This is a genomic window from Streptomyces sp. NPDC054840 (assembly GCF_053611065.1).
On sequence record NZ_JBSGZP010000189.1, the window covers coordinates 1 to 11,350 of the forward strand.

Sequence of the window (11,350 nt, forward strand, 5' to 3'; positions counted from 1 at the left end):
ATATGGAGCTGGGGGATTCGAGGGTCATCAGCATCCCTGGTAAGTGAAAGATACGGTCCGGATTTCGGTGCCGGATGACCGGTCAGCTTGGCCTAAGCGACAGCTCTTTGGGGAGAGTTGTCATTGACCGAGACCTGTCATGGCGGACTCCCGCCAGCGCGAAGAATGCGCCAGTGCGGCCTTACCGGGGCACAGCGGTGTGAACCGTAGGAGCTGGTCGATCGATTTATCGACTTGGCGGCCAAACGGCAGCGCCGGGACGCGGTCGCGGCCCGGTGCGGGTGTGACAGATTTCGCGTGCTCAGCGCTCGCGCGTGCGCGCGTAGTGGCGCGATGCCTTCGCCCGGTTTCCGCAGGCGGCCATCGAGCACCAGCGCCGCGTGCCGTTGCGCGAGACATCGAAGAAGTGCAGGACGCAGGTCTCGGACGCGCACCGGCGGATTCGGTCGGGCGCGGAAGCCAGCAGGTCGAGGTAGTTCCGCGCCGCCGTCCAGGCGGGACCCCAGGCCGGATCGGCGAACTCGGCCCGCTCGCCGGGGCCTTCGGCGGTCAGGGTGGCGCGGATGCGGCCGTGCTCCAGCACGGAGTCGACGAGGCTACGGGCACTCGCGTCGGCCGGGTCCGCGACCGCGCGGGACAGTGCCTCGCGGGCGGTGAGCAGGTGGACGAGGGTGGCCGCGTCGGCGCGGAAACGGCCGGCCAGACCGGTGCTCTCCAGCCAGACCGAGAGCCCTTGCACGCGGGTGAGCCCGGCCGCACCGGCGAAGAGGTCCAGCGGTTCGCCGTCGACGACCCAGCGCGTATTGAGCAGGTCGAGGGCGACCGGCTCCCCGGTCAGGGGTCGTGGGTCCGCCGCCTCTGCCGCCGTCATGTCCGTCTCGTCCCTCTCGCCTGATGGCTTAACCCCTTAAGGCTACGTGAGCGGTTGACACCCTCTCTCCTAACCCTTAATCTAGATTTAGAAGGTTAGATATAGGAGTGCGGGAAACCTCTTCGGAAGGGGCCGTCATGATCACCGGGGCGTACCACTGGGGCGCGCTGGCCGTGCAGGACCGGGTCGGCGTGCGCGATCTCGCCGAGCACGTCGGCCGCTCGATCGGCGTGGGCATCCGGACGTGGCCGCGGCTTTCCTCGGGCTCCAGCCGCATCTGGTCGTCGGTGCCGCCGACGGCGCGGGGCGGGTGTGGGCCTCCCTGCTCACCGGTGCGCCCGGTTTCGTACGGGCCACCGGGCCGGACCGGATCGCGGTCGCCGGCGGAGCACCGGCGGGCGACCCGCTCGCCGAGGCGCTGGCCACGGCCGGGACCCGGGTCGGGACCATCGCGCTCGACCCGCGCACCCGGCGCCGGATGCGGCTGAACGGAACCCTGGAGGTGACGCGGGGAGGCTTCGCCGTCGAGGCCGAGCAGGTCTTCGCCAACTGCCCGAAGTACATCCAGAAGCGGCAGCCGCTGGGGCTCGCCCGGCAGGGGGCGGGTGTGGTCCGGCGCGGGGAGGCGCTGACGCCCGATCAGCAGCGGACCGTACGGGGGGCCGACACCTTCTTCATCGCCACCACGGCGGAGGCGGACGGCGCCGACGCCAGTCACCGAGGCGGGCTGCCGGGCTTCGTGGAGGTGCTCTCGCCGGTCGAACTGGCCTGGCCGGACTACACGGGCAACGCCATGTTCCTGACGCTGGGGAACCTGACGGCCGATCCACGGGCCGGGCTGCTCTTCCCGGACTGGGAGAGCGGGGCGGTCCTTCAGCTCAGCGGCCGGGCCCGGACGGAGTTCGCGGCCGACGGGAGCCGCCGCACCCGCTTCCGGGTGGAGTCTGTGGTGGCGAGCCTGCACCCGGGGCGGCTGCTCTGGAGCGCCCCGGAGTACTCGCCTCACCTGGGCAGTACGACCAGGTAGGCGGCGGGTTCCCGGTCGTCGGCGGCCGCCAGGGCGGTCCGGATGACCGCGGCCTGCTGCTCGGGCCAGTCGCGGAGCTTGCGCGGGGTGATGTGGATGACGGTCACCCCGAGCCGCTCCAGCGTCTCGCGCTTGCGCACGGACTCGGACCACTGCTCGTCTTCGCCCTGGCGCGGGGCGCGGGTGTCGATCTCCACGGCGACGGAGTGCTCGGGCCAGTACGCGTCGACGCCGCCGAGGTGCGGGCCGCCGGGCAGCCGCAGGTCGACGTGCCAGACCGGGTCGGGAAGCTCGTAGCCGCGTACGACGTGGTACAGCCGGTCCTCGGCGATGGCCCGCCCCTCCGCGAGCAGCGACTCGACGGCGTCGACCACGTGCGGCCGGTTCAGCAGCCGGGCCACGGTCAGCTCCCGGACGACGGCGCCCGGTTCGCAGTGCCCGCCGCGGACGGCCTCGCTCAGCAGGCGGCGCACGGTGACGGCGTCGGAGAGCTGGGTGACGGCGTCGGCGACGGCGCGCGCGACGGGAGCCACGGGCAGCCCGGTCACCTCCTGGGACCGCGGCGGGGTGTGCGTCCGTACGATCCGCACGTCCCCGGTGGAGCGCAGCCGCCGGGTGCCGGGCACGAGGACGTCGACGTGCGAGAGGGCGAGCAGCGGGGGTGCGGAGCTGAACCGGTACAGGGCGAGCGCCGCCAGCCCGGTGATCATGGCCTCGCCGCCGCCCCGCCGCCCCGCGTACAGCAGCGCCGCGTGCAGCCGCTCCTCGCTGGTCGCGGGACCGCGGTGGAGCAGGAACACCCCGGGCAGGATCTGCTGCCAGGGCCGCTCGGCCGCGTCGGAGGCGGTGACGCCGTGCTCGCGCAGCTGTGCGAGGGTCAGTACGCGGGGGCGGTTGGCGGTGAGGTGGGCGAGGGGGAGGGGTGCGTTGTGGTTCATGGCGCGGTGATTCCCTCAGGCCATGGCCTCGCTAACCCCTGTTACACGCTCGTCGACAAATCCGGACAAGCTGGGGCTAAAGTACGGGCGTTCGACTGCCGATGGGGTGCGCCCGTGTGGGGGCCGCCGCGCGGATTTTGCTCCCCGCCCCACCCTTCCTCCGTTCCCCGGGCTCTGCCCGGACCCGGTCCTCGAACGCAGGACGGCTGGAAGATCCAGCTTCGCTGGCGTTCGAGGACCGGGGTCTGGGGCGGAGCCCCGGCAACGGTGCCGCAGGTCAGTTGCCGGCCGCCGCATCGCACCGCTGTGCGGCCAGGGCCCGGGCGAGGTCGTCCCGGGCCTCCAGCACCAGGCGGCGCAGGGCCGGCGGAGCCGAAGGGTGGGCCGACAGCCAGGCGTCGGTCGCCTCCAGCGTGGCCGAGTCTCCCTGCAGCGACGGATACAGCCCCTTCACCACGTCCATGCCGATCTGGATCGACCGGTCCGCCCACACCCGCTCGATCACCTCGAAGTAGCGCCCCGCGTAAGCCGCCAGCAGGTCCCGCTGCGAGGACTGCTGCATGCCCGCGATCGTCGCCTCCGCCAGCGCGTTCGACAGCGCGTCCGACTCGACCACCGCCGCCCACGCCTGGTCCTTCACCTCCTGCGAGGGCCGCGCCGCCAGGCACCGTACCTGGTGCCGCTTGCCCGAGGCGGTGTCGTCACGCGCCAGTTCGGCGGCGAGCACGGCCTCGTCCACCGCTCCGTGCGCGGTCAGCGGCAGCAGCAGGTCCCAGCGCAGCTCCTGGTCCACCTCCAGCCCGTCGATCCGCGCCGAACCCTCCAGCAGCCCCAGCAGCAGCTGGAAGTCGCCCTCGGTCGCCGCGCTCGCCGCGAAGAAGCGGGCCCACGTCAGCTGGTGCTCCGACCCCGGAGCCGCGATCCGCAGCTCGTGCAGCGCGCCCGCCGCCAGCTCCCGGCCGCCCTGCTCGCGCCAGTCGGGCGCCGCGTAGTGGGTGACCGAGGTCAGGGCCTGCGCGTGCAGCATCTGCAGGACGCCGACGTGCGTCTCGCGGCCCGCGTGCGCGAGGACCAGCGAGACGAAGTCGCGCGCCGGCATCAGGCCGTCGCGGGTCAGGTTCCACAGCGCCGACCAGCTCAGGGCCCGCGCGAGCGGGTCCGTCAGGTCGCCGAGGTGTGCCCGCAGGGTGTCCAGCGAGCCCTCGTCGAAGCGGATCTTGCAGTAGGTGAGGTCCTCGTCGTTGACCAGGACCAGGTCGGGCCGCTCCGTGCCCGCCAGCTCCGTGACGACCGTCCGCACGCCCGCCACGTCCGCGTCGGCCCGCGCGTAGCGGACCAGCGTCCCGTCGGGCTCCAGCCGGTACAGGCCGACCGCGACCCGGTGCGGGCGCAGCTCGTCGCCCTCCTGCACGACGGCCAGTTCCGTCACCCGGCCGCCGGCGTCGTAGGTGATCACCGGGGTCAGCGCGTTCACGCCGGCGGTCTGCAGCCAGGCCCGCGACCACTGCGCCATGTCCCGGCCGGAGACCTCGGCGAGCACCGACAGCAGGTCGTCCAGCGTCGTGTTGCCGTAGGCGTTGGCCTTGAAGTAGCGCCGCGCGCCCTCCAGGAAGGCTTCCCGTCCCACGTAGGCGACGAGCTGCTTGAGCACCGAGGCGCCCTTGGCGTACGTGATGCCGTCGAAGTTCAGCTTGGCGTCCTCCAGATCACGGATGTCCGCCGTGATCGGGTGCGTGGACGGAAGCTGGTCGGCGCGGTAGGCCCACGACTTGCGCCGGTTGGCGAAGGTGACCCACGCCTGGTCGAAGCGGGTGGCCTCGACGAGCCCGAAGGAGCCCATGAAGTCGGCGAAGGACTCCTTCAGCCACAAGTCGTCCCACCACTTCATGGTGACCAGATCGCCGAACCACATGTGCGCCATCTCGTGCAGGATGACGTTCGCGCGCATCTCGTACGAGGCCTGCGTGACCTTCCCGCGGAAGATGTACTCCTCCCGGAAGGTCACCATCCCCGGGTTCTCCATCGCGCCCAGGTTGTACTCCGGCACGAAGGCCTGGTCGTACTTCCCGAAGGGGTACGGGTAGTCGAAGAGCTCGTGGAAGAGGTCGAAGCCCTGCTTGGTGACGAGGAAGACGTCATCCGCGTCGAAGTGCTTCGCCAGCCCCTTTCGGCACATCGCGCCCAGCGGGATGGTCAGGTCCCCGCGCGTGTAGGAGTCCGTCACGTAGTGGTAGGGACCCGCGACGACGCACGTGATGTACGTGGAGATCGGCGCGGTCTCCGCGAACCGCCAGACGCCCGCCTCGCGGGACTCCTCCGCGCCGTTGCTCCACACCTGCCAGCCGTCAGGAGCCGTCACCTCGAAGCGGTACGGCGCCTTCAGGTCGGGCTGTTCGAAGTTCGCGTACACCCGCCGCGCGTCGGCCGGCTCGTACTGGGTGTAGAGATAGACCTCCCCGTCCTCCGGGTCCACGAAGCGGTGCAGGCCCTCGCCCGTCCGGCTGTACGCGCAGTTCGCGTCCACCACGAGGACGTTCTCGGCGGCCAGGCCGTCGAGGGCGATCCGGGCGCCGTCGAAGACGGCGGCCACGTCCAGCGCACGCCCGTTCAGAGTTACGGCGTTCACCGAGGGCGCGATCAGGTCCGCGAAGGTGGAAGCCCGGGTGTCCGCCGCCCGGAAGCGGATCGTGGTCACCGAGCGGAAGGTCCGCGGGCCCTCGGCCGGTTCGGCCTCGTCCACAGCGGACCGGATGTCGAGGACCACCTCGTACCCGTCGACGGACAGCAGCTCGGCCCGCTCACGGGCTTCGTCGCGGGACAGATTCTCTCCGGGCACGTGCACTCCTTCGTGCGTGATCGCGTTCTTGAGTCGAATCCTCGCACGAGGGAATGCGGGCGACCCGGTCCTGGTTGGCGACGGGGAACGTGAGCCCAGAGATGCCCTTTTGCGGCGCATGCCGAGACTGAGGAGAGACATGACCGCCACCCAGGTGCGCGAGAAGACCCCGGTCGACTTCTGGTTCGACCCGCTCTGCCCTTGGGCGTGGATGACATCCCGCTGGATGGTCGAGGTCGAGAAGGTCCGCGACGTCGAGGTCCGCTGGCACGTGATGAGCCTCGCGGTGCTCAACGAGAACAAGCTCGACGAGCTGCCCGAGGTCTACCGCGAGCTGCTCGGCCCCAAGGGCTGGGCTCCGGTGCGCGTGGTGACAGCGGCCCAGCAGAAGCACGGTGAGGAAGTCACCGGCAAGCTCTACACCGCGCTCGGCACCCGCATACACAACGACGAGAAGGGTCCGACCCGCGAGGTCATCGCCGAGGCGCTGGCCGAGGTCGGCCTGCCGGCCGAGCTGCTCGCGTACGCCGACTCGGACGAGTACGACGAGGTGCTGCGGGCCTCGCACAACGACGGGATCGACCGGGTGGGTCAGGAGGTCGGCACCCCGGTGATCTCCGTTCCGGGCGACGAGGGCGATGTGGCCTTCTTCGGTCCGGTCGTCACCCCGACCCCGCGCGGCGACGCGGCCGCCCGGCTCTGGGACGGCACCCTGCTCGTCGCCTCGACCCCGGGCTTCTACGAGATCAAGCGCACCCGTACCAAAGGCCCGTCCTTCGAGTAGGACCCGCCGAGCCCGGCCGGCGCACCATGCGGAAGACCCCCGTGAGTCACGTCCTCACGGGGGTCTTCCGTTCGACACGCCCGCTGGTGAAGGTGGAGAAGACGATCACGAGGCGGACGGGCTTGTGGGGGCGCGATCAGCCCTTGGCGGGGATCAGCAGCGGGGTGTTCGCCTTGGCGTCGGCGTAGCGCCTGGACACGTCCCGCCAGTTGACGACGTTCCACATGGCCTCGATGAAGTCCACCTTCTGGTTCTTGTACTGGAGGTAGAAGGCGTGCTCCCAGGCGTCGAAGACCAGGATCGGGGTGCTGGCCACGCCCACGTTGCCCTGGTGGTCGTAGACCTGCTCGACGACCAGACGGCCGCTGACGGGCTCGTACGCGAGCACGCCCCAGCCGGAGCCCTGCGTGGCCGAGGAGGCGAAGGTCAGCTGCTTCCTGAACTTCGCGAAGGAGCCGAAGGACTCGGTGATCGCGTCGGCCAGGTCGCCCAGGCCCTCGGCCGCCGTGGGCTCGCCGCCGCCCTCGCCGGTCTTCGGGCTGGCCATGTTGTGCCAGTAGATGCTGTGGAGGATGTGGCCGGAGAGGTGGAACGCGAGGTTCTTCTCCAGGCCGTTGAGGGCGCCCCAGTTCTCCTTGTCGCGCGCCTCCGCCAGCTGCTCCAGCGTGGTGTTGGCGCCCGCGACGTAGGCCGCGTGGTGCTTGTCGTGGTGCAGCTCGATGATCTGCGGGTTGATCACCGGCTCCAGTGCCGCGTAGTCGTACGGAAGCTCAGGAAGCGTGTAGATGGCCATGCGTGTGATCCGGTCCCCTCGGCGTGCCAACCGCTTATTGCAATCAATTCGCAACTGCACGCTAACAGTATCTACTCCAAAGCGCATGTAAGGGTCCCCTCTGAACGACGAAGGCGGGCCCCCGTGCCTGCGCACGGTGCCCGCCTTCGCCTTCCGATGAGCCGTCAGGCCCGGGCCGCCGCCCGGCGCTGCATCACGTAACCGGTCACCGCGAGGGTGACGGTGAGCCCGCCGGTGAAGATCACCTGGACGCGCGTGTCGTCACCCAGGGCCATCAGCGCCAGGACCCCGGCCACCCCGGCCAGCGCCACCCACGTCAGATACGGGAAGCCCCACATCTTCACGACCAGCTTCTCGGGGGCCTCACGCTCCATCCGCCGGCGCAGCACGAACTGCGAGACGGCGATGAAGCCCCAGACGATCAGGATGACCCCGCCCACCATGTTCAGCAGCCAGGCGAACAGGGTGTCCGGGTACCAGTAGGACAGCAGCACGGTGACGAAGCCGAAGCCGCAGGAGGCGAGCACCGCCCGGCGCGGCACCCGGCCGCTGACCCTGCCCAGCGCCTTCGGGCCCTGGCCGCGGGAGACGAGGGAGTAGGCCATGCGCGAGGAGCCGTAGATGTTGGCGTTCATCGCGGACATCAGGGCGATCAGGATGACCACGTTCATGATCTCGCCGGCGGCCGGGATGCCCAGGCGGTCCAGGGTCGCGGCGTACGGGCCGTCCGCCGTGACGGCCGGGTCGTTCCACGGCAGGAGGGTGACGATGACCAGCATGGAGCCCACGTAGACGATCGCGATCCGCCACATGGTGGTCCGCACGGCCTTGGCCACGCCCGCGACCGGGTTCTCGGACTCGGCGGCCGCGATGGTCACCGTCTCCAGTCCGCCGTACGCGACGACCGAGGCCAGCAGTCCGACGAGCAGGCCGTCCACGCCGTGTGGCAGGAAGCCGCCGTCGTGCACCAGGTTGGCGGCGCCGGGGGAGTCCGTGCCGGGGAGCAGGCCGAGCACGGCGAGAGTGCCCAGGACCAGGAAGAGCGCGATCGCGCCGATCTTGAGGGCGGCGAACCAGAACTCGAACTCGCCGAAGTTCGAGACGGCCGCGAGGTTCGAACCGCAGAACACCGCCATGAAGACCAGCACCCACATCCACGCGGGGGTGCCCGGGAACCAGCCGGTCATGATGTGCGCCGCGCCGATGCCCTCGATGGCGACGCCCACGCAGAGCAGGGTCCAGAACATCCAGCCGGCGGTGAATCCGGCCCAGGGACCGATCGCGCGCTCCGCGTGCACGGAGAAGGAGCCGGAAGCGGGGTTGGCGGCGGACATTTCACCGAGCATCCGCATCACGAACATCACGAGCAGCCCGGACGCGGCGTACGCGAGCACGATCGAGGGGCCCGCGGCGGCGATGCCCGCGCCGGAGCCGACGAAGAGTCCGGCGCCGATGACACCGCCGAGGGCGATCATCGAGAGGTGGCGCTGCTTGAGTCCGTTGCCGAGGGGTGATCCGGCGCCGCTCTGCGGTGCTTCGGGGGGTGTCAGGGTGCTCTGGCTCATTGAGGGTGTGCCTGTCCGGTTGTGCGGGGACGTGATGAGGTGCGCCAGTGTGCCGAGTGTCCGATCATCGGAAGTTCTCCGTCCGATATTCGGACATCAGGCTCACGGTTCGTGATCATGCCCGTACGCGCCCCGCGCCCCGGCCCCCGCGTCCGCCGACCCCCGGAAAGAGAGAGGAGGAGGACCCCCGTGCCGTGGCGCGGGCGTCCTCCTCCTGTCCTCCGTCAGGCCCTGCGCGCCCGGAGCTCCCGGAGCCCCGCCACGGCCAGGACCAGCGCGGCCGCGCCCGAGGACCACAACAGCTGCGGCCGCGTGGAATCGTCGAACAGCATCAGGACCAGCACCGCCGCCATCCCGAGCAGCGCCGCCCAGGTCGCGTACGGGAACAGCCACATCGGCAGGGTCAGCCGCTCGGGCATGTCCCGCTCGATCCGGCGGCGCAGCTTCAGCTGCGAGACGGCGATCAGCGCCCACACGAACAGCAGCACCGCGCCGACCGCGTTGAGCATGTAGAGGAAGATCGTGTCCGGCCACAGCAGGTTGAGCACCACGGACACGAAGCCGAAGGCCACCGAGGCGAACACCGCCCGGCGCGGAACCCCGCCGCCCGAGACCTTCAGCAGCGCCTGCGGCGCCTCGCGGCGCTCGGCCAGCGAGAAAACCATGCGCGAGGACCCGTACAGGTTCGCGTTGAGCGCCGACAGCAGCGCCACGAACACCACGATGTTCATGATCTGGGCGGCCGCCGGGATGCCGATCGAGTCGAGGACCGCCACGTAGGGGCTTTCGCCCGCCTTCAGCGAGTTCCACGGCAGCAGGGTCACGATGACCACCATCGAGCCGACGTAGAAGAAGAGGATGCGCCACACCGCGCTGCGCACCGCCCGGGACACCGACCGCGCCGGGTCGTCCGACTCGGCGGCGGCGATGGTGACGACCTCCAGGCCGCCGAAGGCGAAGATGACGGCGAGCATGCCGGCGACCACTCCGCCGAACCCGGCGGGGAAGAAGCCGCCCTGGCCGGTGAGGTTGGTCGTGCCGACCGGTTCCGCGTCCGGGAGCAGGCCGAAGACCGCGAGAGTGCCCAGGACCAGGAAGAGCACGATCGCGCCGACCTTGAGCGCGGCGAACCAGAACTCGAACTCGCCGAAGTTCTTCACGGCGGCCAGGTTGCTCAGGGTGAAGACCACCATGAACAGCAGCACCCAGACCCACTGGTCGACCGCGGGCAGCCAGCCGTTCGCGATCTTCGCGGCACCGGTGGCCTCCACGGCCAGCACCACGACCAGCAGGAACCAGTACAGCCAGCCCGCCGAGAAACCGGCCCAGCGCCCGAGCGCCCGCTCCGCGTAGACGGAGAAGGAGCCCGAGGCGGGCATCGCGGCCGACATCTCGCCCAGCGCCCGCATCACCAGCATCGCGAGGACACCCGCGAGCAGGTAGGAGCAGATGATCGCGGGACCGGCGATGCCGATGCCGGCGCCGGAGCCGACGAAGAGCCCGGCGCCGATGACGCCGCCGAGCCCCAGCATGGTCAGATGGCGCTGCTTGAGGCTGTGGCTGAGGGGTTCCACGGGCAGGTCGCCCGTCGTGGGAGGTGCTTCTTCCAGGCGCTCGCGCATGAAGGGTGCTCGTACTCTCGTTCGGCCCAGCGGCGGTGGGGCTCCCGCATCGGGATTGGCGGGACCCTACAGTCTGGCTGAGTGGCGGCTGTCCGTGCAAAACGGACGTGTTGTCTGATCTTCCTCGTGACGAGGATCACGTCGAGTCGGGGAGGGAGTAGAGGATTTGTGGTTTCCCCACCAAAATGGGGAGTGCCGCTTTGTCCCGGGTGACGGTGGGGCGGAGGGATGGCGCGCACTAGCGTCGGTGATCGTCCTGCCACCCCCTCCCCGTGGAGCCTCCCGATGAGCACTGCCTCCGTCTCCCTCCGGCCCGGCGCCGTCCTCGCCGATCTGCTGCCCGCGAGCCGCGTCCGCGACATCGCGCTCGTCGTCGGCGGCGCCGCGCTCACCGGACTGGCCGCCCAGATCGCGGTTCCCGTTCCCGGCTCCCCGGTCCCCGTCACCGGCCAGACCTTCGCCGCCCTGCTCGTCGGTACCGCGTTCGGTGCCCGTCGCGGCTTCCTCTCGCTGGCGCTGTACGCCCTCGTCGGCATGGCCGGTGTGCCGTGGTTCGCGGGCGGGACCTCCGGCGCGGGCGGCGCTTCCTTCGGCTACGTGCTCGGCATGCTGCTCGCCGCCACCGTCGTCGGCGCCCTCGCGCGGCGCGGCGGCGACCGCTCGGTGCCGCGCACGGCCGGTCTGATGGTGCTGGGCTCGGCCGTGATCTACGCGGTGGGCGTGCCGTACCTGATGGCCGCCACCGGGATGTCCCTCGGCGTGGCCGTCGCGAAGGGCCTGGTGCCGTTCCTGATCGGTGACGCCCTCAAGGCCGCGCTGGCCATGGGCGCCCTGCCGGCCGCCTGGAAGCTGGCCGGCCGCCGCGGCTGAGCGGCCCCCGATACGCACCGGAGCCCGGCCCGCCTTCACAAGGC

Annotated in this window: 8 protein-coding genes and 1 pseudogene; 3 read left to right on the forward strand and 6 right to left on the reverse strand. The window is 70.7% G+C overall.

The annotated features are described in order from the left end of the window. Nucleotides 1–301 precede the first annotated feature (301 nt). Nucleotides 302–871: a CGNR zinc finger domain-containing protein gene (locus ACWGIU_RS15980; RefSeq protein ID WP_453706210.1), complete on the reverse strand. Its 570-nt coding sequence runs from the start codon at nucleotides 869–871 to the stop codon at nucleotides 302–304. Nucleotides 872–1,008: 137 nt separating this feature from the next. Here ACWGIU_RS15980 and ACWGIU_RS15985 point away from each other — a divergent pair. Further along, nucleotides 1,009–1,898, forward strand: a pseudogene (locus tag ACWGIU_RS15985) (pyridoxamine 5'-phosphate oxidase family protein). Here the strand turns inward: ACWGIU_RS15985 and ACWGIU_RS15990 are convergent. Further along, nucleotides 1,874–2,836, reverse strand: a complete 963-nt coding sequence (locus ACWGIU_RS15990) for a hypothetical protein (protein WP_453706212.1) — start codon at nucleotides 2,834–2,836, stop codon at nucleotides 1,874–1,876. The pseudogene ACWGIU_RS15985 and the gene ACWGIU_RS15990 sit on opposite strands and share 25 nt — an antisense overlap. 277 nt (nucleotides 2,837–3,113) lie before the next feature. Continuing rightward, the gene (gene pepN, locus ACWGIU_RS15995) at nucleotides 3,114–5,672 is read right to left on the reverse strand and encodes an aminopeptidase N (RefSeq protein ID WP_453706214.1); all 2,559 of its coding nucleotides are present in this window, start codon (nucleotides 5,670–5,672) and stop codon (nucleotides 3,114–3,116) included. A gap of 139 nt (nucleotides 5,673–5,811) precedes the next feature. Between pepN and ACWGIU_RS16000 the strand changes: the two genes are divergently transcribed. Then, the gene (locus ACWGIU_RS16000; RefSeq protein WP_453706216.1) at nucleotides 5,812–6,456 is read left to right on the forward strand and encodes a mycothiol-dependent nitroreductase Rv2466c family protein; all 645 of its coding nucleotides are present in this window, start codon (nucleotides 5,812–5,814) and stop codon (nucleotides 6,454–6,456) included. A gap of 136 nt (nucleotides 6,457–6,592) precedes the next feature. Here ACWGIU_RS16000 and ACWGIU_RS16005 read toward each other — a convergent pair whose 3' ends face one another. From ACWGIU_RS16005 to ACWGIU_RS16015, 3 genes are all read right to left on the reverse strand, one after another. Continuing rightward, entirely contained in the window at nucleotides 6,593–7,249 is a 657-nt protein-coding gene (locus ACWGIU_RS16005; protein WP_453706218.1) for a superoxide dismutase, read from the reverse strand. A gap of 164 nt (nucleotides 7,250–7,413) precedes the next feature. Then, the gene (locus tag ACWGIU_RS16010) at nucleotides 7,414–8,814 is read right to left on the reverse strand and encodes an amino acid permease (RefSeq protein ID WP_453706220.1); all 1,401 of its coding nucleotides are present in this window, start codon (nucleotides 8,812–8,814) and stop codon (nucleotides 7,414–7,416) included. A 224-nt stretch (nucleotides 8,815–9,038) separates the two neighbouring features. Further along, nucleotides 9,039–10,436 (reverse strand): amino acid permease, encoded by a 1,398-nt coding sequence (locus tag ACWGIU_RS16015; protein ID WP_453706222.1) that lies wholly within the window; start codon nucleotides 10,434–10,436, stop codon nucleotides 9,039–9,041. 285 nt (nucleotides 10,437–10,721) lie between these two features. On the opposite strand from ACWGIU_RS16015, the gene ACWGIU_RS16020 reads away from it, so the two are divergent. After that, the gene (locus ACWGIU_RS16020; RefSeq protein WP_453706224.1) at nucleotides 10,722–11,306 is read left to right on the forward strand and encodes a biotin transporter BioY; all 585 of its coding nucleotides are present in this window, start codon (nucleotides 10,722–10,724) and stop codon (nucleotides 11,304–11,306) included. Nucleotides 11,307–11,350 lie beyond the last annotated feature (44 nt).

What these genes read in the sequence shown, in the direction of transcription:
- ACWGIU_RS16020 (WP_453706224.1), top strand. Translation starts at nt 10,722, where the DNA reads ATGAGCACTGCCTCCGTCTCCCTCCGGCCCGGCGCCGTCCTCGCCGAT.
- ACWGIU_RS15990 (WP_453706212.1), bottom strand. Translation starts at nt 2,836, where the DNA reads ATGAACCACAACGCACCCCTCCCCCTCGCCCACCTCACCGCCAACCGC.
- ACWGIU_RS16015 (WP_453706222.1), bottom strand. Translation starts at nt 10,436, where the DNA reads ATGCGCGAGCGCCTGGAAGAAGCACCTCCCACGACGGGCGACCTGCCC.
- ACWGIU_RS16000 (WP_453706216.1), top strand. Translation starts at nt 5,812, where the DNA reads ATGACCGCCACCCAGGTGCGCGAGAAGACCCCGGTCGACTTCTGGTTC.
- ACWGIU_RS16010 (WP_453706220.1), bottom strand. Translation starts at nt 8,814, where the DNA reads ATGAGCCAGAGCACCCTGACACCCCCCGAAGCACCGCAGAGCGGCGCC.
- ACWGIU_RS15980 (WP_453706210.1), bottom strand. Translation starts at nt 871, where the DNA reads ATGACGGCGGCAGAGGCGGCGGACCCACGACCCCTGACCGGGGAGCCG.
- ACWGIU_RS16005 (WP_453706218.1), bottom strand. Translation starts at nt 7,249, where the DNA reads ATGGCCATCTACACGCTTCCTGAGCTTCCGTACGACTACGCGGCACTG.